18 protein-coding genes are annotated in these 26,164 nt (G+C 39.1%); all 18 read right to left on the minus strand.

Going from position 1 to position 26,164, the window contains the following annotated elements:
* Positions 1 to 7: 7 nt before the first annotated feature.
* Positions 8 to 796, minus strand: coding sequence for a hypothetical protein (locus BLR54_RS08430; protein ID WP_090419511.1), 789 nt, complete (start codon positions 794 to 796; stop codon positions 8 to 10).
* Entirely contained in the window at positions 789 to 1,391 is a 603-nt protein-coding gene (locus BLR54_RS08435) for a hypothetical protein (protein WP_090419513.1), read from the minus strand. Before BLR54_RS08435 ends, BLR54_RS08430 begins: the two co-directional genes overlap by 8 nt.
* A 2-nt stretch (positions 1,392 to 1,393) precedes the next feature.
* Entirely contained in the window at positions 1,394 to 2,467 is a 1,074-nt protein-coding gene (locus BLR54_RS08440; RefSeq protein WP_090419515.1) for a DUF5979 domain-containing protein, read from the minus strand.
* A gap of 11 nt (positions 2,468 to 2,478) precedes the next feature.
* The gene (locus BLR54_RS08445; RefSeq protein WP_090419517.1) at positions 2,479 to 3,363 is read right to left on the minus strand and encodes a class C sortase; all 885 of its coding nucleotides are present in this window, start codon (positions 3,361 to 3,363) and stop codon (positions 2,479 to 2,481) included.
* A 2-nt stretch (positions 3,364 to 3,365) separates the two neighbouring features.
* Positions 3,366 to 4,238, minus strand: coding sequence for a class C sortase (locus BLR54_RS08450; protein WP_090419519.1), 873 nt, complete (start codon positions 4,236 to 4,238; stop codon positions 3,366 to 3,368).
* A gap of 130 nt (positions 4,239 to 4,368) precedes the next feature.
* A complete protein-coding gene (locus tag BLR54_RS08455) occupies positions 4,369 to 5,790 on the minus strand; it encodes a SpaA isopeptide-forming pilin-related protein (protein ID WP_090419521.1) in 1,422 nt (473 codons plus the stop codon).
* A 17-nt stretch (positions 5,791 to 5,807) separates the two neighbouring features.
* On the minus strand, positions 5,808 to 9,476 hold the full coding sequence (locus BLR54_RS08460) for an MSCRAMM family protein (protein ID WP_090419523.1): 3,669 nt from the start codon (positions 9,474 to 9,476) through the stop codon (positions 5,808 to 5,810).
* A gap of 337 nt (positions 9,477 to 9,813) precedes the next feature.
* Positions 9,814 to 10,944 (minus strand): hypothetical protein, encoded by a 1,131-nt coding sequence (locus BLR54_RS08465; protein WP_090419525.1) that lies wholly within the window; start codon positions 10,942 to 10,944, stop codon positions 9,814 to 9,816.
* Position 10,945: 1 nt separating this feature from the next.
* On the minus strand, positions 10,946 to 11,899 hold the full coding sequence (locus BLR54_RS08470) for a hypothetical protein (RefSeq protein WP_090419526.1): 954 nt from the start codon (positions 11,897 to 11,899) through the stop codon (positions 10,946 to 10,948).
* A 16-nt stretch (positions 11,900 to 11,915) separates the two neighbouring features.
* Entirely contained in the window at positions 11,916 to 12,665 is a 750-nt protein-coding gene (locus BLR54_RS08475; protein WP_090419529.1) for a hypothetical protein, read from the minus strand.
* Positions 12,665 to 13,201, minus strand: coding sequence for a hypothetical protein (locus BLR54_RS08480; RefSeq protein ID WP_090419532.1), 537 nt, complete (start codon positions 13,199 to 13,201; stop codon positions 12,665 to 12,667). Before BLR54_RS08480 ends, BLR54_RS08475 begins: the two co-directional genes overlap by 1 nt.
* Positions 13,201 to 16,419 (minus strand): SpaA isopeptide-forming pilin-related protein, encoded by a 3,219-nt coding sequence (locus BLR54_RS08485; protein WP_090419535.1) that lies wholly within the window; start codon positions 16,417 to 16,419, stop codon positions 13,201 to 13,203. The genes BLR54_RS08480 and BLR54_RS08485 overlap by 1 nt, the downstream gene beginning before the upstream one ends.
* 288 nt (positions 16,420 to 16,707) lie before the next feature.
* Positions 16,708 to 17,724 (minus strand): glycosyltransferase family 2 protein, encoded by a 1,017-nt coding sequence (locus tag BLR54_RS08490; RefSeq protein WP_090419538.1) that lies wholly within the window; start codon positions 17,722 to 17,724, stop codon positions 16,708 to 16,710.
* Positions 17,725 to 17,843: 119 nt separating this feature from the next.
* Entirely contained in the window at positions 17,844 to 18,857 is a 1,014-nt protein-coding gene (locus BLR54_RS08495; protein ID WP_090419540.1) for a hypothetical protein, read from the minus strand.
* Between the two features lie 102 nt (positions 18,858 to 18,959).
* On the minus strand, positions 18,960 to 20,036 hold the full coding sequence (locus tag BLR54_RS08500) for an HD-GYP domain-containing protein (RefSeq protein WP_090419544.1): 1,077 nt from the start codon (positions 20,034 to 20,036) through the stop codon (positions 18,960 to 18,962).
* A 189-nt stretch (positions 20,037 to 20,225) separates the two neighbouring features.
* Positions 20,226 to 23,039, minus strand: a complete 2,814-nt coding sequence (locus tag BLR54_RS08505) for a glycoside hydrolase family 3 protein (RefSeq protein ID WP_090419546.1) — start codon at positions 23,037 to 23,039, stop codon at positions 20,226 to 20,228.
* Between the two features lie 89 nt (positions 23,040 to 23,128).
* On the minus strand, positions 23,129 to 24,823 hold the full coding sequence (locus BLR54_RS08510) for a phospho-sugar mutase (RefSeq protein WP_090419549.1): 1,695 nt from the start codon (positions 24,821 to 24,823) through the stop codon (positions 23,129 to 23,131).
* A 173-nt stretch (positions 24,824 to 24,996) separates the two neighbouring features.
* Entirely contained in the window at positions 24,997 to 26,124 is a 1,128-nt protein-coding gene (locus BLR54_RS08515) for a glycosyl hydrolase family 8 (protein ID WP_090419552.1), read from the minus strand.
* Positions 26,125 to 26,164 lie beyond the last annotated feature (40 nt).

Raw genomic sequence — 26,164 nt, forward strand, 5'->3', positions numbered from 1 at the left:
TAGCTCCTTATCTACCAGTAGCTTTTCCTTCAATCTTTGTGATGTTGCCATCATCTATGGCACTACACTCAGTTCTAATACCCCAAGCTCCATATATAGCAGCCTCGGCATTGTGTGACTGAACTGCATCCACTTCAAGCTCCACATAAAAGCTTGCATTGTCATAAATATACTTGTTTTGAATTGTTCCTGAGATTGCAATTCCATCCTCTGTATAAGCATCCTCAGTATTAACAAGTCTTGTAACCTTGTCATCGATGGTTAAACCGTTAATAAAACGCACTTCGTTTAAAACTTCACCATCCACATTATCCTTTCCACTAGGAAGTGGTGCTGTAAGATAATAAACATCCTGCTCATCTGTGTGCTCATCAGCATTTCTAAACCACTTTGATTCATCAATATCAAGCTGAATAAGCTCTGGATCTAAAGATGTATCTTTTTCTAAAGTACCATCTACATCCTTTACCCAGTATTTTCTAACCTTTACACGAACATATTCCTTGTAAAGCTTTGAATCATTAACCACATCAATGTACTCATCGTACTTCTGGCCAATTTTTACAGTATCTCCAATAGCCGGAAACTCTAAAACACCATCCTCAGAAATGGATTTTAAATTTGATTCATCCGAGCTTTCAAAAATATCAACAGAAACCTTTGAAGTCTCAAAATTAACCTGCTTTGCTCTATCCTGGTAAATAACTGCTGCACGTGTAGCACCTACAGAAGATGCAAGAATAATTACAAGGCCTGCAGCAAGAACCACAAGAGGATTTTTCAATTTTTTACTCATTTGCATTATCCTCCTGTTCTGTAGTTTCCTGGTTTAGCTGAGTTTCAGCATTATCCTCAGATGACTTCACATCCTTAGAATAAACCTCTTCCTTACTCTGAATAGCTTCATTCCACTCAGCATAAGGCTGTCCACTTTTATCATAGTGAACCTTAGTAGCCTCCTGAAGGATGATTACATTAAAGTCCTTAGTGTAATTCTCTGGGGTTGTGATTTTAAAATTAAGATTTGATGAAGTCTTACCTTCTTCAGAATTCTTGTTCTTTAAAAGACTGTCATAGTAATAATAACCGTCGTTTTCGAGCTTCCACCCCTTTGTATCAGCGGTCATCTCGGCCTTGATACCAGTTGGGCAAATTGCCTTTACTCTCACATACACATCAAAATCACCTGTGTTTGTAATAGCAACTGTCTTAATCATTTTTTCAATATCCACAGTATCCTCTGGTGGAGTGAGCTGTGGATCTTCAATATGAACAGTCTTGTAGCCAACTACCATAGCATAATCTGTAAAGTATGCCATAGCTGGCTTGATTGAGGCTAATCCAACCAAAGTAAATGCAGATGCAACTAATAAAGCCTTTTTATAATTCATAATTAGTTGTCACCTCCTACTACTTCCTCACTAGAAGCTTCTGTGCTCTGTGGCACTTCTGGTCCCTCTGGACCATAATTCTTCGACCAACTAATATTGCCTTCTTCATCGTAGGTGAACTCATTTACAACACTAACTCCACCTGACTGAAGATGATTATCAAAATCATTTACAAAGGAAACCTTTGCTGTCTTGTCTGCAACAATAGTTGTTGTCTTAATATCTTCACTGGTAATCTGGTAGCTTGCACCAGAATAAACCTCTGTAACAGTAACTTCAGCTGTTGCTGGAAGATTTTCGATAACAATATTCTTTGTTCCAGCGCCATTGAAGTTAATAGTGTATACGTTGTTTAATACATCCTCATCGCCAACCTTTGCATCTACTTGGAAAACAAAACTAGCAGTTCCAAGTGAACGATTGAAGGTTGTAAGAGTCTTTTCAATCTCAAGCTTACCAAATCTAGGATTTGCCTCAGCCTTTGGGTAAATCTTTACATTATAGTTCCAGGTATCGCTGCCCTGACCTGACATTGCATACTCACTTGTTGGAGCATAGAAAACTGCTGGTGTAAAAATATACTCATTCTCAGCATCCATTACCTGATCAGATACATAGTAAAGATAAATGCCAGCACCCTTTTCAATAGAAACAGCGGATGTGAATCCATTTGATGTCTTTGTGCCGCTAATATCATAATGCTTAAGGCTATCATGATTTTTCTTTACGTATTCTGCAGCTGGATTTACGATTTTATCCTTTGTATCCTCAACACTTGTCTTTGAGCTTAAAATAGAAAAATCAATTCCTGCATTCTTGAAATCCGATGTTACTGTAGGATTTCCAGCTATATCTAACGAAGCAATTTTATAAATCTCAATATTTAAAGGACCAGTATACTTCTGAGCGAAATCTGATTCTCCTGTAGATTCAACAATCGCTGTTATAGTAACAGTTGCATTTTGATCCACATGACCTGCTGCCTGTGTTTTGTAGACACCAAACCCAGAAACCAGCATAACTACTGCAGCTACAGCCGCTATTATATTTTTCTTTTTAAAACCTAAAGTGCTCACGTATAACTCCTTTAAACACTATTTTTCTTTTTAAATATTTTTCTGATAATCAGAATAATAATGACAGCACATAAGAAACCTATGATTGTGAAGAAGTAATAGTAATCCTTCACCGTTTCAACTACTGCTGTTGTACCTGTAGGCACATCGTCCTCTCCCAGGTACTCAACTCTGGTTCCACGAACCAAAAGTCTATGTGTATTTACGCCATATGGTGTACAGGTGAAAAGTGTCACATGATCCTGACCTGGCACCACTGCCATAAGGGCCTGGAGCGACTCAATATCCTCTGCCTGCACCATTGGATAAATCTCATCAACTTCATATGCCAAAGTATCGTTTAGCACATGAATATAAAACTTGTCCCCTTCCTCAAGCTGATCTATGTTTGTAAAAAGCTCTGCAGAAGGTAAGCCTCTGTGACCAACAATTACCGAATGTGTACTCTCACCACCAATTGGAAGCGCTGTACCATTCATATGGCCAACTGCGGTCTGAATGTATTCATCAAAAGTACCATGCATAATAGACAGCTTTAAATTGATTTTTGGAATGGACAGATAGCCCATAACACCATCATTATTTACATTAAGTACTTTGTAATACTCGGAATTAAGGAATTCCTCTGTAGGAGTGACAGCATCACCTTCAGCTCCTGTTGCAAAAGCATCTGTACCAATGGCATTTTCTGTAATCTGCTCATTAAAAGCTTTTGCCGCTCTCCACTGCTCAGAGTAGTCATCAGCTGTAAATTCAGACATAGATTCTTCGTAATTATTGATTAATCTATTCTGAACATAGGTGTTCCACTCATTGGAAATAGTTGGATATGACAACATGCCAAAGCCAGCTAAAAATAGAATTATAATTATGACCTTACCTACCTGATGCTTCATATTCATTGCTCCTTTTTGCTTTGTCTCCTGTCAAATAAGTACAAAATCAATATAAACAATGCAACAATTGAAAGTCCTATAATTACCCATAAAAGATAATTAGTATGTAAGCTCACCGCTCCAAAGGTTGGTGTCTTGGCATCTGCTAAAAGCTGTGGAGTGTATTCCACTCGATGGCCTCGAACCATAAGTCGCTGAGTGTTAACACCATAAGGAGTACAAGTGATAAGTGTACACAAATCCTTGTCCTTCTCTACTGCTAAAAGCGAAGTGTCATCTGGCTCAACCACCTGAATGTCATCAACCTCATAAGCATAGTATTCATCCATTATGATTATGAAGAAGTCTTCCCCAATTTTTACTCTATCCAAATCTGTGAAAAGAGTTGCACTTGGTAAACCTCTGTGGGCTGAAAGCACCGAATGAGTATTGGGGCCGCCAACTGGAAGTGAAGAGCCTTCCAGGTGACCAACTCCAATCTGAAGAACATCTTCATTTGTGGTATGAAAAATTGGAAGTTTTACATTAATGGATGGAATCTGAATATATCCCATGATGCCATCCCCATTAGCATTTAAAATGCTCATGTAATTTTCATCCGTGCCATTTGCCTCTGCCTCTGCAAAGGAATCTGGCAAGATACTAGGTAAAAGCTCCTCGTTATACTGATAAGCTCTTCCCAGTTCATCTGCTGTATTGATGGTTCCCTGCTCAATTGCTGTGGTAACCGATTCAGTATAATTGTTAACCAATTTAGCCTGAACGTGATTGTTCCAGGCGTTGGCCAACAGTGGATACAGCAGCAAGGACAAACCAGCTATCATCAAAGCACCAATTCCTATTGTTTTATAATATTTCAAAAGAAATGCTTTCATAATTTACACCTAGCCTCTCCTTGATGCTGTACACCCTGGCGGACAAACCGCCAGAGTAGCATCAAATTTTAATATTGAAGATATGTTAGCATATAAATATGTCTATTTTTTTATCACAATTGTGAATTTATTATGCAGCCTTTCTCTTCATTGAGAAGTAAAGAGCTGCAGCGATAGCCATGATAGCTACACCGAATACTGTAAAGATTGTTGTACCCATACCACCAGTGAATGGAAGTGATGTAAGCTTTGTATCTCTGATGCAGTCATACTTGTTGATTGCCTTGTACTCAGCTTCTGTAAGCTCATCATCTCTGTTTGTAAGCTGCTCGCTGATATTATCGATTGTGAAATCTAATCCTGCTGGATTGATTGAGTATCCCTCTGGAGCTACTGTCTCTGTGAAGTGGTAGTTACCCTCATCAAGACCCTTTACATAGATGAAACCTTCTGTAGCTTCAAGTGTTGTAACAGTCTTTCCAGAAATAGCTGTCTCTGAGTAGTAGTAAACGCCTACCTGGTTCTCATCTGCGATAAAGTTAAGAGCACCATCAACGCCTTCCTTTGTTAACTCAAACTGTGCACCCTTAAGAATCTTCTCACCCTTCTCATCATACTTTGTAAGAGCGAATGATCCTGGCCAACCCTTTACTGTAGGTGGGTTAATTGGCTCGCCGTTGTTATCAAACTCGAATGTGCTGTCATATGTCTTATTGATGAAGCAATCTCCACCAACAAATGTTGCCTTGTATGTAATAACTACTGTCTTACCAGCATACTGATCCTTCATCTCTGGCTTAACAAGGTTTGTAAGATCCATTGTGTAAAGTGTGTAATCACCCTTTACTACACCTTCGTCAAATGAGAAACCTGTAACTGTCTCACCACCAACTGTAACTACTACTGAGTCAGCGATTGGAGCAGAAAGATTTGTCTCTCTATCGTAAATCTTGTATTCAACGTTCTTCTTGTTTGCCATGTATGGAACTGTAGATGTAAGTGTGAAAGTAACATTCTGGCCAATTCTTACAAGACCGTCATCCTCTGTCTTCTCCATAGAGTTTGAAGATCCCTTAGCCTTGATATCAACTGTCTTTGTCTTTGTGTAATAAACACCATCTTTAATCTCATAAGTAACTGCAACCATTGAGTTGTACTTAACAGTTGTTCCAGTTGCTAAGATCATGTAAGCACCACCATCAAGGTTTTCAAATACTACATCAGAACCCTTTGTAGATGTTGCTGTAGCCTTAACCTGTGGGTTAGCAGCCTTAAGAGCAGCTGTAAGCTCTGTAGCATCAAACTCATCATCGCCAGGAACATATAAATCCTTAGCCCAATCTGCAACCTTAACTGTGTTATCAGACATAACAGATGCGATCTGATAAAGAGATACAACTGAATCTTCTCTCTCTGAGAAATTTGTAATCTTAATAGATGCCTTACCATCTACTACAGCTGTTGGAGCTTCTGCAGCAAATGCTGTTACGCTCATAGCCATCATCATTACCGCCGAAAGAACTGATGCGATAATCTTCTTGAACTTTTTCATTTCTTTGTTACTCCTTGTTACTTCTTAATACTTCTTGTTTTGTATAACAACAGCGCTGCCCATAGCATTGCTAGAACTCCGCTGATTGTGAAAATGTAAGTACCACTTCCACCTGTTTCAGGAAGGGTGTAGGCAACCTGGTTTACAAAGCTAAGCTTTACCATTTTTAAGGTTACACCGTTTGCTAAATTCTGATTCTCAACAACAGTGCGGTCCTTTAAGTCGCCCTTATTTGACATATATGCTGTAAGTCCATCCTTTTTATCAAGGATAATGTGCCAGCTATCATTGCTCTTTGCAAAACCGCTTGGAGCCTTTGTCTCAGAAAGAATATAACTTCCATCTGGGATTACAACTGGATTACTTCCAGAAGCCATGTCATTTTCTGATCCATACCACTTAACAAGTCCGTTTTCATCACTTGAACCATAGTATGTAGTTTTTTTATCCTCAGAGGTAAGAGTGAACTCTGCGCCTCTTAAGGACTTACCTGATGTACTAACCTTTATAAGCTGCCAATCAAATACCTTATTTAAGATATTCTCAAACTGAACTGTCTTTTCTTTGTTAGTGTCGTAGGTAACATTGGCAACTCGATTTACCTCTACATTGCCGTCTATAGAAATCCTTGTTTCGTAGTTATCAAGGGTGTACCCCTCATTAGAAACAATTCCTTCCTCAATAACCTGATATCTGCTTTCGTAAAGATTTTCGAAAACAGCCATCTCATTTGCCTTAAGCACAAACTGACCATTTGAATCGGTTGTGAATAAGTGACCATTAACGGTATATGGCTGGTTTGCCATAGGAATGTATACATCAACATACTTTGTAACAATCTCTACAAGTTTGAAGGTATACTGAGCATCTGCATCAGTGTAGGCATCAGAACCATAAGTAACTGTCTTTACAACAGAAAGCTTCTTAGGCTGCTTTGTTAAGACATTTTCGATAGCCTTAACATCCACTGATGTTTGATTACCATTGTTATCCAAAGAGAGAGCTTTCGCTGCATCATTTAAAGCTGTAAGCTTTCTGATTGGCTCCTTCTTTGTATTCTTAAAGACTGTAAAGTCTAACTGCCAAATAGCATTATCAGGAAGATTGTAGCCTTCAGGAGCCTGTGTCTCCTTTAGGTAATAGGTCTTCTGAACTGAATCCTGGCCATCCTCAATGACACCAGCTGAAAGTCCTGTGAAGGAAATTGTTCCCGAAGCATCTGAAACTGCAACTGCAGGTTTACCAATACCGATTGTGGCTACCTGTGTGCACTGCTCATCTGTATATAATGTAAACTCAGCTCCTGCTAAGCCATCGCCATTCTCGTCTACCTTAAGGCCTGAGAAATCAGCAGTTCTTGTTTCTGTCTTCTTGAAGTTGTAGCTGATTTTACAGTTTGAAAGATGGGCACCACGCTCAAAGTATGCAACTGTAAGAACGTGTTCCTTTTGGCTAAGCTCTAAAACATTGTTTTCTGGAATAATGTCATAAAGGTTTGTTGTACCAATTCCCTTTTTGTAATAAACAGAATCATTCCAAGAAGCAGTAAGTTCATTTGCATAGTCACCCTGGATTAAAACCTCACCAGTAGTGAAATTGATTTGCCCCTTGACGATATCGTGGATACCACCTAAGTCAAGGACAAGCTTTCCGTCTACATAAACGAATACGTCATCGTCACCGGAGAACTTGAAGATTGTATCTTTTCCGTTTGTAAGACCATTCTGTGCAACACTGAAGTTAATAGGAAGAAGCATACCAAAGTGGCTATCTTCATAGTTTCCGTTTTTGTCCTTAAATGGACGGAACTGATTCTGCTTCTTATTGCTGGTTGATATTGGACGAATTCCATTGTCCTTATAAATGTATTTATACTGTCTACTATCAAGTGTCCAATAACCATCCTCATCTAAGTTAAACTGTACTGGAGTATCACCGTAGTATTCGTCAATATACTCGTTATAAGACCATGGAGCCTTTTCATAATCCTTTTTTTCAGGGAAAATCACCTTATCATTTCCATTAGATAATCTAAAAACTCCATCTGATGAAATATCATTCTTCGCTAAGCCCTGATATACCTGTGGATAACGACAGTGGTTACTGTCTGGATCTATACGACCACTACTAAAGGCGAAGTTATCACCAAAATATTTCTTAGCATTTTTGTCGCTATCTCCAGTAAGGTTACCGTTCTTGTAGTTGACCAAATTTGCGCGAACCTCTGTATACTTTTTCATATTCAAAGTTGCAGTAATAGGTTCTAAATCGATAACTACAGCATTAGTAACTTTATTCCAGTAATGCATTCTATTCAAAGTCATTGAAACAGAATAGTTGTATTTTTCATTTTCCTGTGGAATAAAGGTCTTTACAGCATTTTTGAAATTATCACTGGAATCATCATAAATTTCAAAAAGCTGAACCTTCGCAATGTAATAATTCTCTGGTGCTTCAAAGGTAAAGGTAAAGTTGTCATAAACACTAGGACTGTAAATAAAACAGTCGTTATTGTTAGCTGGAGCTATTTCCTTTGGAGCAAACTCTTTATCAGTATAGTAATCAATACCGTATTCATTCTTTTGGAACATTCTAACGGCAATTCTGTTATCTCCGAATCCACCACTTGCTATAGAGGAATTCTGCTCTGTATGTCTCTGATCTGTATAAGCACTTCCGTATGCAGATTCTTTATAAAGCACATGCTGACCATTGATACCAGCTAAGGCGTACTTTGAAAAGCTATCAGATTCAAAGGAAACCTTATCCTCTGTAATCTCTGAATCAACAGTCTCTGCTGTAGCATCATCCTTAATATGAACAACTACATCAGTGTCAATTGTTGATGATTCAATAGAAATCTTTACATTGTAGCCTTCTTTTGGCTCAATTTCCTTACCATTAAACTCAAAACGCAAATCAAAAGCATATAAATTCTCAACCTCTCCAAGAGAAACTGTGTCGTTTACTAACTCCTTTTCCTTAGAAGAAAGGTTAATCTCCTCTGCGATAAACTCAACATCCTCATCAAAAGTTCCTGCAGGAACCTCTGCCTTAATAATGAAGTCATTTACCTTAATCTCAAAGATTTTATCTTCCTGTTCTTCTTCAGGCTGTTCAAAACCGCAGAGCTTGCAGATTCCTTCATCATCAAAGTCGCAATCCTCTGTGACTTCCTCGCCGCATTCCTTGCAAGTTTTTACATGAGTGCCATCCTCGTTGGCTTTGTACTCATACTCTGTATGCTCACAGTCTTCTTCGTCTTCCTTGTCTTCCTTTAAATTCTTATCAGAGGAAGAAGTTTCTTTATCATCATCTTTATCATTTAACTTATCTTCTTTATCCTCTGTATCCTCTGTGGAATTCGTAGCTTCATCGGAAGTGTTTTCAGAAGAGGTATCAGCTTTGTCATTCTTAGTTGACTCTGAGGCCTTATCTTTATCAGATGTGCTCTCTGCTGTGTCAGCCTGTTCTGCCTCCCCCGCAGTTTGATTAGCAGCTTCGCTGTCAACTACAGATGAGTTATTCTCTTTATTTGAATCTACCTGGGTGTTGGTCTGATCTGTAGAAGCAACTATCGCACTTAAGTCATGCTCTTGTGCATATGCTACTGTAGGCCCTAAGAAAACCAATGTCATTGCAAGAACAAACGACATGATTCTTTTACAAAATTGAAACTTCTTCATTACAAAAAACTGTTATCTCCTTTATTACTTGAACGCTTTTGGTACTTACTGTGAATATTTTGTGTTCATTCTGTGTCCAAAAACGGTACGGGCGATATCTTACAAGGATTTTTTGAAGTTGAAAACCCCCTTGGCAAGAACATCGTTATTTTGGCAGGAAATGGCTTCCAGAAGGGGTAATGTGAGTATTAAGTTATTTGAATTAATGACGATATAGTTAAATTGTGTAATAATCTGATAAAAAAATAAGCTGATAATCAAATCCGCTCAAAAAGAAGCAAAAATAAAAAACCTAGTTCACAGCAATTTGTGAACTAGGTTTTGTTTTAGTTAAGCATTAGAATCTCTTTGGCGTATTGTCACGCTTCTCAATGTCCTCTATTGTCTGCTGACGCTTCTGATAGGTTACATGAGCAATTATAATAGTAGTGATAATAACAAGAATCAATATAAATATAGTAACCATAAGTGTACGAATAAGGTGCTCCTTCTCTCCAGCCTTTGGAGGCTCACCCTCAGGAATGGTTGTACCGTCACCTCCAGCTAGTGGTGTGTCGCCTTCGCCAATTGTTGTGGTGTCACCACCTTGTGCGGCTGAGGCATCCTCACCTTCACCACCTGCATTTGCACTACCTTCATTTCCAGCTCCATTTGTTGAAGCTGTTGTGGTGGTTGTGGTAGTAGTGCCATTGTCAGTTGTACCGTTGTCACGGTGCTCTCTACGGTTATTTACAACAGTAGGATTATTTGTTGTAGATGTGCTAACCTCTGTGCCACCATCTACATACTGATAATCATAAGAATAAGTAGTAGAACCCTTTACATACTTTGTATTGGTTTCTGTCTTAACTGTTGTATGGATGACTTCTGTAGGCTCGTCGTAAACAAACTTAAACTCCTGACCATCCTTCACTAATTTTTCTTCAATATATTCCTGGTTAGGAACATGTCCCTTTACCTGCTCAGCTGGAACTCTAATCTTCTCACCCTTTGCAGCATAAAGAGTAACAGGACTTGCCACTGCATTTCCCTTTGAGTCTACATAAGATACATTATAAGAAATAATAGACTTTATACCAAAGGCTGCAATATATGTCTCATCCTTATTTAAGGAAACATCACCTGTGAAGGTTTTATCTGCTCCAGATACCTTGAGACCTTCAAAGGCAAACTCATCACCAGTGATGTTAATAAGACCCTCAATTTCATCCTGTGTAAGTGTCTGGCTATTTCCAATAGGTGCTTTAACAGTAATCTTCTTTGCACCAAAATCATAACCGAGATCCTTGCTTTCCATAAGATCCTTAACTTTACCTGAATCGAAGGAAGCATCCTTATTATTTCCAAGTGCAAAAGAAACAGAATAATATTTCTCTGCAGCCTGAGCTACTACTGGTGTAGAAAGCACAAAAGATAGAACAAATACCAGACTAAGGAAGAAGCCAAATAGCTTTTTAATATTTCTCATATTAAGCCACCTCCTTCTTCTTATCATGCATAAGCTTGATATACCAGCCTATAAGTGCAATACCAAGTAAGAACATAACTCCACAGATTATAATAGGAAGAAGTGAATCTCCTGTCTGTGGATTTGCCAGTGGCACATCACTATCTGTAATAGTAACAGAATTCTTTTTCTCGCCTGCAAGTGGAACTCCACTGTCATCGATTTCAACGATTTCTGTTCCATTATCTAATGTCTTCTTAACCTTTTTTACAATCTTACGTGTCTCAGTAACAGGAATAGTCTCTGTCACTGTATTTGTTTTTGTGACGGTCTTAATGATTGTTTTGTTCTTTTCAACGATTGACTTTGGCTCTGCTCTAAAGAAGAACTCTAGACCAGCATCCTTGCCACCGTACATATTTGTCTGAGAATCGCCATCAAGTGTAATTGAAACCGTAACTGTACCTGAGCTGCCATAGGCAACATTTCCTAATGAGAAGTAGCTACCTGTTTCACCACAAACCTGTGCAAGGCCTGTATTGTTTTTATCGGTACCAGTTTCACCACCAACAGTCTGGCTATCAACAAGTGTGTTTCCATTGTTCTTAATCACATAAGAATATGCTCCACCCTTATCCTTACCTGACTCTAAGGTGTCAACTACATTAGCATTCATATAGAAATCAGCACCTGGATTTGCTGCACTCTCTTTACTATAAGAAGGATCTGTCTTTGGATCGTTATTCTTATAGGTAATAGAATAGGTGATTGTATCACCTGGCATTACACCAGAGATTTCCTTATATGCCTCATCCTTATTTGATGAAAAGTCTGCATCATTCTTTCCATTATATGTTACTTCCCATCCAGCGGTATGAGTCTGTGCACCAGCGGCGCTAACATCATATTTAGCAACTGTAATTCCTGCTGTTACGAGAGTAAGAGCAAGAACAATATTAAATATACCTTTTTTCATAATCTCACTCCTCCCCCTACTTTACACCTGTAAGTGTGTCCCCTGAGAATTCAGGTTCAACTCCCCATGCAGCAAATATTGCTTGATCTGCACTACTTGCCTGAACTGAATCAACTCTCATTTCAACCTTGAACTGTTTTCCATCATATTCATAGGTTGTCTTGCTTTCGATTACTTTTCCTTCTGGCACATCATACTCGAAAGCTGTTTTTTCCTTTATCTTACCAATGGCTTCGTCAAAGGAAATACCATTTATGAACTGTGCCTTTTCACCTTTGTTAAGTGGCTTCTTGTAATAATAGATTACTTCCTCACCAGAGGTTGAATCCTGCTCAATCCACTCACCAGTCTTGTGAAGCTGAATGATTTCTGGATCAATAGATGAATCCTTATCAGACCCTTTAAGCCAATACTTTCTAACAACCACTCGGACATATTCTGGATAATCAGAATCGTTTACAACTCTAACATCCTCTTCATAGGTTTCACCTGGAGTAATGTGATCGAGGTTTGTAAACTTCAAATCACTACTCTCTGTATTGCCCTCAGCATCCATCCAAGCTACTTTTTTGAAATCTGGTGTTTCATCTGTGCTTTGATTTTCCTCAAGCATAACACTGATTTTAGCTGTGCTAAATGCCACGCCTTCAACCTTTGCTCCGTCAGCCTTCTGAGCTGAAGTGGTGGTAACTACACCAAAAGTTGAACCTGCAACAAGAAGAAGTCCTGCTGCTAATACAAATAAAGGATTCTTTATCTTAATCATTAGCGGCCACCTCCTTGTCCATTGTCATCTGCTTGGGCTGGTACAGAATTTGGAAGCGTTTTCTCCCAATCAGGAGTCCCCTCTTCCTTTGTGTTTGCGGTAGCTTCACCAACAACTACTACGTTAAAGGTCTCAGCTGATTCTTTAGAATCATCAATCTTAACGTAAACCTCTGTGGTGGTTTCTCCTACAGGAAGAAGCTTTCCATATTCAAAACAAGCAGTGCCATCTGCATTTGAAACCTGAGTCCAATCTACAGATTTTTCTGTATCAAGTATAAGTGCGTGTGTTCTTCCACCGAAGACCTTTACACGAACATATACAGGTAAGTCGCCTTCATTTTTAATCTTAATTATCTTTGTATCTTTTTTTACATCTTCATAAGGAACTATCTTTATCTGTCCCTCATTGAGATGGATTGTACCAATACCATTTGTCTCGTGGGTATCTGTCAAGAATGCCATTGCTGGCCTTACAGCTACTGCGCCAAGCATAAGGACTGTAGCAGCAATTAATACATATTTCTTATTAATCATTACTGTACACCTCCCCTAATAGCTTCCTTAAACTTGTAACGGATTCCGTCTACAACCTGCTGAACCTTTTCAAATACGTTTGTAATGCTGATACTCTGGAAGATATCCTTGCCATTGTAATCATTCTCAAACTTAACCTGAGAGGTTTCTTCAGACTTTATAGTAACCTTTGCTAACTTCTTTTCTAAGTCAACTGAACCTGTGCCTGCGTCAATCTTTGTAAGCTTGTAGGTAGCACCATCATAAATCTCTGTAATTGTTACCTCAGCTCCTGCAGGAATCTCAATCTCTTCTGTTGACTTTGTTCCAGGATTAGTAAAGTCTAATGGATAAACATTACTAAATTCATCATTACCAACCTTGTAGTAAACCTCAAATACGAAGGTTGCTGTTCCACCTGTCTTGTAATAAGAATCAAGCTTCTTAGTAATCTTAAGCTTACCAGGCTTAGCATTTTCGTTCTTAATAGCTGTTACCTTTTCATCATCACCAATAGAAAGTTCCTTAGCTTCGTCTGTAACAGCTGTAAGCACTGAAGTATGTTCAACCTTGCCATCTATTCTTTCAGCCTTTGCAACAAGCTTCCATATAGCGTTCTCTGGTGTTACGTAACCAGTAGGCGCCTGCACCTCCTTCATGTAATAGGTCTTTGAAGTCTGGTGCTTGTTTGTTTTAAGAACGCCTGCTGAAAGACCAGCAAACTTGATTGTACCGTCGGCATCTGAAACTGCCTCTGCTGGAGATGTTCCAATCATAGCAGGATTCTTGCATGCCTCATCCTCGTAAAGTGCAAACTTTGCACCTTCAAGCTTTGTCTTTCCATCAGCCTTATTCTTAAAGCCTTCATACTCAACGTTAACTTCTTCTGTCTTGTTGAAGTTAAAGCTGATTCTACAATTTGAACGACTTGCACCTCTCTCAAAATAGATAACTGTTAAATCGTGTTCCTTATCAAAGAACTTGCTCTTATCAAATACACTGTAAAGATTTGTATCTTCTATGCCCTTCTTTGCATAGCAGCTTCCATTAACACTTGATGTAAGAACGCTATCATGATCACCCTGAATAAGGATTTCGCCAGTTGCGAAATTAATCTGTCCCTTCATGGCATCATGGATACCACCGATATCAAGTACAAGCTTTCCATCAATGTAAACGAATACATCATCATCACCAGAGAACTTGAAGATTGTATCCTTACCATCTTCATTCTTTCCACCATTGCTTACACTAAACTTAATAGGTAAAGCCATAGCAAAATGGTTGTCATCACCAAATGGTCTAAAGGATTTCTCACCATCAACTGGTTTTAATACTTCCTGATCATCTTCTTTTACAATGGCATATCTAGTAGAAGCACTATCTATTGTCCAATATCCGTCCTTATCCTTAAAGAAAGATACTCCTACGTTTGGATGATAACCTCCGTTCATCACATAAGTTGGTTCATCTGAATCTGGGAATAATGGTGTTGTATTTCCAGATGCAAGCTTGAAGGTATTTGTATCAATATCATATGTGTTAGAAGCTAATCCCTGATATACCTTGCCGTAATTACATTTGTTGCTACCGGTCTCATTACCATGGTTAAAGTAGAAGGTATCACCAAATGCCTTAAGATAGTTTACTGTGCCTGTTTGTGAATCCTTATAATTAATAAGGGTTGCTCCACTTGCAATAGTAGTTTCACTTCCATCTTTTTCAATTGGAATAACCTGAAGGTTAATAACGATTTCATTAACCTGCTTGTGAACACCAAACTTCTTAAGAGTGATTTCTTTATCCTTCAACTCTGTAAGTCTAGCACCATCATCACTATAAATAGTTTCTCCATTTTTTAAGGCAACTGATTGAATATAGTAATTCTCTGGTGCAAAAAGATTTAATGTAATCTTTTCATTTTCGTATACAAAATAGCTGTTTGAACCAGGAGCTATATCAGCGTACTTTCCACTGGTGTTGCAGTGTGTAAGCTTAAGTGCTGCATAGTCTTTTTCAATTTGATTTATATAATAGTTCTTACTTAAATGGCTTTCATTCGTATATGCGAATCCGTAAGGACTTCTCTTTGTATCCTTTTCAGTTGAGCCATAAAGGATTCCATCTGAATTAACATCATCCATCTTGGTTCCATCATCATAGCCCATAACAATAAATGGAGAGAAGGTTGCTGATTCGAAGGTTATACCATACTTTTCATCATCAAATTTCTCAATTGAAAAGTTAATAGTCTTGTAATCTTCGCCCTCAACATGGATTACATTCTTTGGAATATAATCAAAGGTCTTGATAGAAATCTTTACCTTTTCCTTAGGATTAACCTTGCCATCTTTATTTCTAAATTCGATTTCAAAGGCTGTTAATATCGGGTCTGTTACCTCGTCTTGATTTTCAAATTGCTTTTCAAGCGCTTCGACAACTGACTCGTTAACCTCTCCAACATAAAACTCCAGCTTATCTTCCTCTTCATCAAAAGCTGTCTTTGGATAGGTTGCTTCAATAGTAAAGCCGTTAAACTCTGCTGTCTTAGTTATTTCCTTTTTTTCTTCAGAAGTTTCGTCCTTCTTTGTCTTTTTAGACTCGTCCACATGCTTACACTTTGAGCAGACTCCGTCTTCATCGTACTGGCACTCTTCATCTTCGACTTTAACTACGTACTCGCCTTTTTCCTCATCCCACTCAAGGACTTTATGTGTGCCATTATCATTAGACTCATACTTTGTAGGATGCTCTTCCTCAGCATCCTTGTCTTTATCGTCTTTGTCTTTATCTTTGTCCCTGTCCACATCATCAGACTTTCCATCTTCGGCTTTGTCTTTTTCATCTTCTTTACCGTCAGACTTGGACTCTTCATCTGGACCTGCGGTAGGTGTTTCCGGGTCAGTTATAGTTTTGTCATCTTCTGTACCCTTTGGCTGCTCAGAATCATCCTTTTTCAGAGCATCTCCACCTGGTGTAGGTTCAGCATTATCTAATTGCTGATTACCTGAATTTGTTTCAGCATTCTGGACTGAAGCATCACCAGCAGAGGTGCCATCTTCTGTGCCACCTTCATCACCTGAATCTGTCCCATCATCGTTCGCATTATCCACTGATTCAGTTGCAGCTGGCTGTCCATCCGATTCATCGGCATATACACCAACTGAAGCTGACGCAAATAATACCAACACTAGTACTAGCGCTAAAACCTTGTTTAGCTTTGGTATCTTTCTCATCATACTCGAACTCCCTTTCCGTAAAACTTAATACCTTACGAAATGTTACACATTATGACTTTCTACTACTGAAAATGCATAATGTGCCCAAATGATATAGTAAATCACTTAAGTACCGTTTTGAACCTCCGTGGCAAGAACTGCTGATTTTTGGCAAAAAAATAATACCCATATTTACCATACGGGTATTAGTCAATATTTCATAAAATTTTGCGGTTGAAAGATGCACAAAAGCAGGTGGTGTCTTTTAGTTAAATCCACGGGTTAAACTGCTGCCAAGGTAAGCAGCGTTTAATTGAAGCCTACTACCTTCTGTGCGATCTTATAGGCTGTGATAGAAATTGCTCTGCCACCGTGACCAGGTAAGTTTGTGGTAGCACACATAACTCCATATCTAAGCTTCCTGTATAAATAATAGTCATGAGACTTAATATAAGCCCAAAGCTCACGTCTCTTCTGCTGGTTCTCTGTGGTTCCACTCTTCATTAAAAGCACTGTGGATACAACAGTAATCATTTCAAGGTAGTTAAACATATATTTTCTAACATGCTTATCCTTGATGTTCTTGTAATCATAAGCCTGAAGCATAAGCTTATTGACTCTAATCTGCTGATCAATACGAGAAATCATAACCTTCTCATTTACAGACTGATCATCTCTACCAATAAAATAGCGGTAGAAATCCACATCAAGATAATACATTGTCTTAACATAAGGCAGTGGATAGTAAACATAAAGATTATCCACATAGAAGGTGTGCTTTGGAAGCTCCAATCCACAATCTCTAAGTAGCTTTGTTCTGTAAATAACAGAATGCATCAGTATGTACTGGCCCTTGCGGATATGGCTGGTATCCTCCCATGAGAAATACTTATTCTTAGGGAAGAAGGAATATGACATAACCTTTTTATGGCTAGCCCCTTCCTTGTCATATACAAAGTTGGAAATGAGCATATCAAGGTTCTTGCCATTCTCAACTGAAAGTCTAAGTGTATTAAGGATTTTGTCGTAGGCATCTAAATCTACCCAATCATCAGAATCAACCACCTTAAAGAAAAGACCAGTTGCATTCTTTAATCCAGTATTAACGGCCTGTCCATGTCCCCCATTTTCCTGATGAATCGCCCTAACAATGGATGGATGCTCAGCTGCCAATCTATCTGCTATCTCGGCTGTGTTATCCTTTGTACTTCCATCATCAACAATTATAATTTCTACATCCTCGCCGCCGTGAAGCAAGGTTTCAATACAATGTTCCATGTAGCTGGCCGAATTGTAACATGGCACAGCAAATGTCAGTAATTTCATATCAATACCTCCACTTTTACGATTTTATCAAATCCCAAAATCTAGTTCAACAAGCCAAGTCCTCTTTTTCCAGAAAAAAGCACCCTAGAATTATAAATAATTCTAAAGTGCTTTTTTTCTTAATTCGCCTCATCTTTATGTAGAAAATCCCAGGCATCATAATCAGTTACATCAACTGCAAAATATCCCTCAACAGTGTTCCTTAGTTTACATGTTTTTCCATCATTTGAAATGTCATATATCATGGCCTCAAAACTATAAAAGTCTCCATCAAATGTAACTCTATTTACATCCAACTCATTGTTATCTCTTAGAATGTACTGAACAGCTACAGCTCCATCTTCTATTTCAGCTATATTTAGACCTTCATATTCTGAAGCTTTTTCCTTTGATATCTCGCTGGCCTTATAAAGGTTAAAAGTGCCGTCACCCCAATACAAATCATATGGAATATAACAGTGTCCCGTCGCCAAAGAATCTATAAGTTCCTTCCCTTCTTCTGGCTCTATACTCATTCCATAAAACTCAACAGTCCATTGTAATCCGTTCTCAGAAAAATACTTATTTCCCTTAGGCCAAGTATCAGGTGCAGCATTCACTAGCTTTCCATCTTTCAGATAATAAACACAGCCCCAACCATCAATACCAATTTGACCATTTATGCTTATACATTTTTCATCAGAAAATGTTCCTATCTCCTGAGTTGAGGAAAGTTCCAAAGGCCCTGGATTTGTTAACTCCTCAAGACTTTGAATATCCTTATCTTCATTGACAAACCATATCCTATATGCAGTCAAATATGACTCCTCACCTTCATCTGAAGTTCCTTCTAGGACTAAAGCCTCTTCCTTCCCATTATCATCCAAATCAAATACAAAGCTGGCTAGAGCATACTCCAAAGAATTAGCTGATTTTACCACCTCAGTAAAGTCATTCTCACCATTATCAAGCTCTATTTTATATGTTTTGCTATCTTCAACATTTTTTACTTGTTCCTTAGCACTGTCATCTTCCTTTTTGGACTTTTCTACACTGACCACAGGTGTATTGTCTTTTTTTGATTCCTCTTCTACAGAACAAGCCATCAAAAGGCTGCCAACACAAAGTAATGCCAATATTTTTCTAATTTTCATATTGCTTCACCCTTTCTCAATCTAACAAAAATATATTGTATCATAACATCAAAATAATCCCTACAAAAAACAGCTCTTTGTAAATTCAAAGAGCTGCTGAATTTATATCGTATTTACGAAGTTCATGATCACTGTAGAAAGGAAGGCTGGGTCCGAGGCCAAATTTACAATCTGTCCTGTGTTTACCAGTTTGATGACTGGGCGTAGAGGATAGGACTTGTTTTGACGCATTACAATAGCTTTTTCTCCTGAGCTTAACAGTACCTCTGAACCATTTGGGAAGGCATTAATAACTGACAGGAAGGATTTGAAATAATCCATGTTGAATTTGTTGCTCATGGTAAACATAATTTCAATGGCCTGTCCTGGAGTCTTGGCCTCCTTGTAGGAACGTTTTGTTACAAGAGCGTCATACACATCTACAATGGATAGGATTTGGCCCATCTTTCCTATTCGATCACCGAGAAGTCCTCTTGGGTAACCCGTTCCATCCACATTCTCATGATGGTTTAGGATGCCTTGGCGCATGTCTTCCGTGATATCTTTAGACTCAGATAATAGCCTATAGCCATGCACCGGATGAGTCTTGATAATATCAAATTCCTCAGGTGTCAACCTGGCAGGTTTATTTATTACTTCAGCAGGAATCTTCTCTTTTCCAACATCATGAAGAAGCCCCGAAATAGTTACATCATGGACAAAATCCTTTGATTCACCAAGGGCTTTAGCAAGCACAGCAGCCATTGTTCCTACATCAACTGAATGCTTGTAGGTATACTCATCGCTGACCTTCAATTTAGAAAGATTGATAAAAAGATCCTTTGAGTCGTCAATGATTGAGAACACCTCTTCACCGATTTCTTTTGCGCCAGAGGTCAAAGAGTCTACATCATCTACGTTATTGAAAATTGAAGTCAGAGACTCTTCTGCATACTTCTTGAATGAATCCTCAAAGGTTACAGATTTATCTTCTTCAGGGGTTTCATCCGTGGTCTCCGGCTGCGTATAGGATACAATTACGTGAATTCTTCCCTTGTACTGGGAAAGAGCTTCAAGCATCTTGGAATCCATAATCGTCATCTTTGGACACAGAAGTACCCCTCTATCCGTATATATATCTGTTTCAGTTATACAACCCTTAGGTAGGTCGGAAATGAATCCATCAATCTCTTTTGTCATTGGCTGCACCTAATCCTAGTTACAAATATAAACACTAATCTCATTCTAAGCTAGAATTTATACTACTACAATATAATGAATTTTCTGTGGATTTTATGCCAACTTTAAAAAAAATACTTACCTCCTCAAGAAAAGTTGGCATAAAAACAGCTCCCACTACGTGTAGTGGAAGCTGAGGGGTTTTGGGGATTATTCTTCGCCCATGCGTGCAAAAAGCTTATGGAACTCTTCTTCACGAGACTTTACGAGCTCGAAGCGGATATCCTTGATTTCCATACCATCCTGTGCGAAGTAGAGCTTCAGGAAGAAGGTCATGGCACAAGAATCAAATGGTACCTCAATGGTCTGCCATTCTTTGTCTTCACCTGTAAGTGTAACCATCTTTACAAGAAGCTTATCACGGAATATGCTAAGCGGAATCTGTGCAAGCTCACTCTTGGCATTTGCTCGAACTGTCATGGTAAGCTTGTAGTCACCACGCTCCTTAAAGGAAACAGTTATCATGTTGTTGCTATTTCTAGCTGTCTTAATGTCAGCTGGATTAATATTTGCCACACCTGATTCGTCTATACGAAGGTCAATCATCTTGTCAAACTCAAGTTCTTCATCATCTGCCTCAGAAGCAAGCTGCTCATCAAGCTCATTTCCTCTTTCAATGTAACGAGCAAATACTGGCTTTTCCATAATGAATTTACAGATATTTGCTGCACAACGCTGAATCTCAAAGCGTGTGACTTTGCCCTTCTCAAGCTCCTTGGCGAGGTTGTCTCTGTTGGTGTTATCAATGGCAGAGCTTGTAACCATGTATAAGTCATTTTGAGCACGGATGATAGATGCCATATCGGAATTGTTGCCGTGATAAGACTTACCACCCTTAGCCCACCAGTCGGTCATTATGATGCCGTCAAAGCCCCACTCTTCACGTAAAATTCTAGTATCCAAATCATAGCTTGATGCGGTGTAGTAGCCATTGACAGAACCGTAGGTAGTCATTACTGCGTGAGCATTTCCTTCCTTAACAGCAATTTCATAGCCCTTAAGATAAATCTGACGGATAGCACGAGCTGATGCCACATGCTCTACTGTATGTCTACCAGTTTCCTGTGTATTTAAAGCAAAGTGCTTAATTGTTCCTGTAACGCCATATTTATGCATTCCCTTAAGCTGAATTGCAGCATTCTTTCCTGTTACAAGTGGATCTTCACTGAAGTACTCGAAGTTACGTCCATTAAGAGGATTTCTGTGGAGATTCATGCCAGGTCCAAGAAGAACATCTATCTTGTTTTTGCGAAGCTCAAGGCCTTCCCAGTTGTAAAGCTCTTCGTTAAGCTCCAGATTCCATGCGCAGGCAAGACATGTTCCGTTAGGCATAGCAAAAGCCTTCTTGCCACAGTCCATACGAATACCTGATGGTCCGTCCGTACAGCATGCGGTAGGAATTCCTTTTTCTAAAAGTGAATCTGTAACTCCACCAAAGGCACCAGCACAACCTGGTGTAACCTTAGGAGAGCTCATGCCCTCTCCTCTAACTATGCAGCAAAGATCTTCATCAGAAAGCTGTCCGATGAAATCATCCATTGAAGCCTTTCCATCATAAACATCCACTAGCTTAATGCCCTTATCACCAGTTTGTGGAAGCTCTGGCTTAAGGTCAGCCTTTCTAAGCTTATCAGGCTTTAAAGTGGCAACTGGCACTGATTCATAGATAAGCTTGTAGCTTCCATCTGCCTGTAGTTCAGGCTTCATTCTCTTAAAATGAACCACTGGTGCAAGTGCCTCAGAAAGCTGTTCAAATAAAGCTGTTTCCTCCTGAGTAAAGCTTGCAGCAAACTCTGCTGTTCTAACATTGTCACCAATGTAGAAGCTATATTCTCCCGCTTCAATTACGTATGCATTTTTATATCCTGTCACACCGCTGTCATCGAAGCTTGTTAGTTGATAATTCGTAAATACGATATTAAGAGTTTCACTCTCGCCAGGCTGAAGTTCCTTTGTCTTTCCAAAGCCCACTAATTCTCTGGCAGGATTGCCAAGCTTGCCCTGTGGTTTTGAAACATAAATCTGGACTACCTGTTTACCCTTGCGAGAGCCTTTGTTTGTAACCTTTACATCAAATTCAATTTCCTCTTCACCATAGGTAAAACCTACAGGCTCAATTGAAAATTCTGTGTAGGATAAACCAAAACCGAAAGGATATAAAACCTTATCCTTTGCGAAGGTCTCAAAATATCTATAACCTACATAAATATCTTCCTGCTGAACATTGCACTTGCTTCCGCCAAAGTTTTGTGAAGAAGGATAATCCTCAATGTTCTTTGCAATAGTATCAGTAAGACGACCAGAAGGATTAACATCACCTGAAAGCACATCTAAGGCACCATTTCCGCCTTCCTGACCACCCTGCCAAATATAAAGAACAGCATCAGGGGTGTACTCCTCCATCCACTTCATATCGATGATGTTTCCTGCATTAATGAGAACCACCATCTTATCAAAGGCAGCTCTAACATTTTCAAGCATCTGACACTCATCTGCTGTAAGAAGATAGCTTCCCTCTGTAGTGCTGTTATCCTGATCCTCACCTGCGGTACGACCTATGATTACAACAGCTACGTCAGAGCTTGCAGCTACTTCCTTTGCAAGGTCTAAGGATATAGGCATTTCCTTTTGGAACCATGGTTCAGAAGCCCATCCCTCACCAGCTTCAAAAGGATTGTCCTTAATCCACTCATCGTAAGTATTCTTAAGCTTCTCGTTTAAAGTGAATCTATCATATGCCTCGAGAGCCTCTCTAACGCCAGTGACATATTTGGTGTTTACCATTCCACCAGAACCAGTTCCGCTCTTGTAATAATTGAATTGTGTTCTTCCAAACAAGGCTATATTGCTTCCGCTAGAAAGTGGAAGAACCTCCTTGTCATTCTTAAGTAACACTATTCCCTCAGCAACTGCCTGTCTTGCAACTGCCGCAAATTTCTCTGTATCAAATATAACTGAACTCATTAAATATCCTCCATAGGTATTTCATTGTAGCCCATTATAGTGAAAAAAAGATGGACATTTATATCAAATATCCATCTTTTATAATAGATTTATTCAACTGAATTAATGAGTGCAAATATTTCTTCTTTTATCTGAGCGTTTACATTAAGAGCATTTTCTCTGCTATCCTGGTTAGAGTAGAAGTAGAATTTAATCTTAGGCTCTGTACCAGATGGTCTAATTGCAAACCAAGAACCATTCTCTAGGAAAATACGGATTGCATTCTGTGCAGGAATATCCTCATATCCATTAATATAATCGATAACCTTATCTACCTTTGAACCAGCAACCTCTGTTGGAAGATTCTCTCTAAACCACTTCATCATACGCTGAATACGCTGTGCACCTGGAATTCCTTCTAGAACAATATTTGGCTCATCCTCTGCAAAGAAACCATACTTAGCATAAATCTCCTGAAGAACATCCCAAAGAGTCTTGCCCTGCTTGCGATAGTAAGCAGCTGCCTCAGCAACCATCATACCTGCTGAGATACCATCCTTATCACGGATATCCTCACAGATAGCATAACCAACAGACTCTTCATAACCAAATAAATACGTATATCCGTTATCGTGAAGATAAGGAATCTTTCCACAAATATTCTTAAATCCAGTAAGAGTTTCAAACATTTCCACACCATAAGCCTTTGCCATGATTGTAGAAAGAGTTGATGTAACGATAGACTTAACCATGGCACCCTTACTTGGAAGTGTGCCGGCATCCTTATGTCCCTCAAGAACATAGTTTACAAGCAAGTATCCTGTCTGGTTACCATTAAGTGGCACATAGTTACCCTCGCTATCACGAATCTCGATAGCAAATCTATCTGCATCTGGGTCAGTAGCCATAAGAAGCTCTGCACCAAACTTACGACCATATTCCTCTGATAATCTAAATGCCTTTGTATCCTCTGGATTTGGATAGCCTACAGTCTTGAAATCTGGGTCTGGATTCTCCTGCTCTGGGACAATAGTCCAATTTGAGAAACCTCTGTCATTAAGCATCTGACGGAAAGGAATAGAACCGCAACCGTTAAGTGGTGTATAAACAAGAGGAATTGTAAGATCAAGCTCATCACCCTCGTGAATAGCAAGAGCTTCAATCTTATCAAGGTACTCTCTATCATACTCTTCGCCAAGAACAATAATCTTTCCAGCCTTAACCCCCTCTTCAAAATCAGACTTCTTAATACCTGACCACATATCAACTGCATTAATGCACTCTGTCATGCCATCAGCAATCTCAGAAGAAACCTGGCAGCCGTCATCCCAATATGCCTTGTAGCCATTGTATTCCTTTGGATTGTGGCTGGCTGTAATATTGATACCAGAAACTGTGCCAAGACGTCTAATCATAAATGCAAGCTCTGGAGTTGGTCTTAAATCAGGGAAGCAATATACCTTGATTCCATTTGCTGCAAAAATACCAGCAGCAAGCTGTGAAAACTCCTTAGAAAAATGACGAGGGTCATGTGCAATAACAACACCCTTTTCACAAGCTTCCTTACCCTTAGACACGATAAAATCAGCAACACCCTGTGTAGCCTTGCCAACTGTAAAGAAATTCATGCGGTTTGTACCAGCACCAACCTTGCCACGAAGGCCTGCTGTACCAAAAGAAAGATCCTGATAGAAACGGTCTTCCTTTTCTTTTTCGTCGCCTGCTATAGCCTGAAGTTCAGCCTTTAAAGGGTCTGAATCTGCTAGTTTTTCTAACCACTCATTATATCTTGAATTGTAATCCATAAGAATTCCTCCATTAATCAAAAAATGCTATCAAGTTTTAATAAACTCAATAGCATTTTAACACATATTGTATGTTCTGTCTGTGAAATGATTTATATGTTTCTTCCTAGAACACAAATAAGGACTGCCACCAGGCAGTCCTTATCACTATAAAAAGAAGAAGGAAAAATTAATTAGTAAATACGATAATTGCCACTTAGGGCAAGCATTGCAAACAAGTATAAACAATTATCATAGTATCTGCGTTCGCCAGTACGAAGTGGAGTGTTCCAAAAGTCTTCCACTGCTTTGAGGGCGTGAGGGCCATCCGCTGCAAGAGACGCCTGGGCGATAGTTGCAGTCAAGCCTACTGGATGAAGAGCCTTGCCTTCAAGTACTGTTCCGTCGATTTCGTAGATACCTCTGGAATCTTCCTCTGGGAGGTTAGCGAAAAATTCCTGAAGGTTGTTTGCTGTTGCTTTACACCAAGTACCAAACTCAGTGTCTTTGTCGGCCCATTCGAAGTCCAAGCCGATGTTTGCTATGGTTCTGTATGCATCGCTGTAGAACCAGTCGTGACGACCACCAAAGTGCTCGTGGTCAGGATATGGCTTTCCATCGTAATAACTGTACTCTGGAGAAAGTCCAGTTTTAGGATGGCAAGCTGTCTTTAAATATTCTCTGGAAGCTGCTGCGCATTTTTTCCACAATTCTTTGTCTTCTTCGTAGCAGTTTTCAGCAAATAAATCATAAAAATGTGGAAGGTGATATGATGGATCTGTAAATTCTAATCCTGGAACAAACTTAATAAGTCCGTCCTCGTTCCACATATTGTGTCCGCCATACATCTCTTCGTGATGTAAGCAAACCTTTAAAAGCTCTTTAGCTTTTTCGCTGTAATTATAGATACCCTCTCCATCGCCCCAACGATGACTTGCAAATATAAGTGCCATTGCAAAGAACTCTTCACCATCAGGTGCTGGACCATTGGCATTCTTTCGACCACTTGGATCAACTGACCATGCGAAATATCCTTTGCATTCGCCATCATCAAGGTACATATTTGTCATGGCCCAGTTCCAAAGCTGATCAAATTCTTTTTTCTTGTCCAACTGAACGCACATCATCATACCGTAAGATATGCCTTCTGTTCTGGTGTCTATATTACCTGTGTCTACAAGGTATCCCATGGAGCCATCTTCTGTAGTCTCATAGAATTTGTCAGCTCCATAAAATATCTCATTGAATGTGTTATTTACTCTAGTCTGAATCTCCTCTGGAGATTTTCCAATCTCTAAGAAGACATTTCTATACTGTCTCATTAATCTACTCCATAAAATTCTTACATTCACAATCAATCCA

Origin of the sequence: Pseudobutyrivibrio sp. YE44 (genome assembly GCF_900104335.1) — a bacterium.
In the GTDB taxonomy this organism is placed as follows: domain Bacteria; phylum Bacillota; class Clostridia; order Lachnospirales; family Lachnospiraceae; genus Pseudobutyrivibrio.

Excerpts from the sequence above, each read along its gene's own strand:
- BLR54_RS08455 (WP_090419521.1), bottom strand. The coding sequence starts at position 5,790 with ATGAAAAAGTTCAAGAAGATTATCGCATCAGTTCTTTCGGCGGTAATG.
- BLR54_RS08450 (WP_090419519.1), bottom strand. The coding sequence starts at position 4,238 with ATGAAAGCATTTCTTTTGAAATATTATAAAACAATAGGAATTGGTGCT.
- BLR54_RS08515 (WP_090419552.1), bottom strand. The coding sequence starts at position 26,124 with ATGAGACAGTATAGAAATGTCTTCTTAGAGATTGGAAAATCTCCAGAG.
- BLR54_RS08435 (WP_090419513.1), bottom strand. The coding sequence starts at position 1,391 with ATGAATTATAAAAAGGCTTTATTAGTTGCATCTGCATTTACTTTGGTT.
- BLR54_RS08470 (WP_090419526.1), bottom strand. The coding sequence starts at position 11,899 with ATGAAAAAAGGTATATTTAATATTGTTCTTGCTCTTACTCTCGTAACA.
- BLR54_RS08510 (WP_090419549.1), bottom strand. The coding sequence starts at position 24,823 with ATGGATTACAATTCAAGATATAATGAGTGGTTAGAAAAACTAGCAGAT.
- BLR54_RS08465 (WP_090419525.1), bottom strand. The coding sequence starts at position 10,944 with ATGAGAAATATTAAAAAGCTATTTGGCTTCTTCCTTAGTCTGGTATTT.
- BLR54_RS08475 (WP_090419529.1), bottom strand. The coding sequence starts at position 12,665 with ATGATTAAGATAAAGAATCCTTTATTTGTATTAGCAGCAGGACTTCTT.
- BLR54_RS08460 (WP_090419523.1), bottom strand. The coding sequence starts at position 9,476 with ATGAAGAAGTTTCAATTTTGTAAAAGAATCATGTCGTTTGTTCTTGCA.
- BLR54_RS08430 (WP_090419511.1), bottom strand. The coding sequence starts at position 796 with ATGAGTAAAAAATTGAAAAATCCTCTTGTGGTTCTTGCTGCAGGCCTT.
- BLR54_RS08500 (WP_090419544.1), bottom strand. The coding sequence starts at position 20,036 with ATGACAAAAGAGATTGATGGATTCATTTCCGACCTACCTAAGGGTTGT.
- BLR54_RS08480 (WP_090419532.1), bottom strand. The coding sequence starts at position 13,201 with ATGATTAATAAGAAATATGTATTAATTGCTGCTACAGTCCTTATGCTT.
- BLR54_RS08495 (WP_090419540.1), bottom strand. The coding sequence starts at position 18,857 with ATGAAAATTAGAAAAATATTGGCATTACTTTGTGTTGGCAGCCTTTTG.
- BLR54_RS08490 (WP_090419538.1), bottom strand. The coding sequence starts at position 17,724 with ATGAAATTACTGACATTTGCTGTGCCATGTTACAATTCGGCCAGCTAC.
- BLR54_RS08505 (WP_090419546.1), bottom strand. The coding sequence starts at position 23,039 with ATGAGTTCAGTTATATTTGATACAGAGAAATTTGCGGCAGTTGCAAGA.
- BLR54_RS08485 (WP_090419535.1), bottom strand. The coding sequence starts at position 16,419 with ATGATGAGAAAGATACCAAAGCTAAACAAGGTTTTAGCGCTAGTACTA.
- BLR54_RS08445 (WP_090419517.1), bottom strand. The coding sequence starts at position 3,363 with ATGAAGCATCAGGTAGGTAAGGTCATAATTATAATTCTATTTTTAGCT.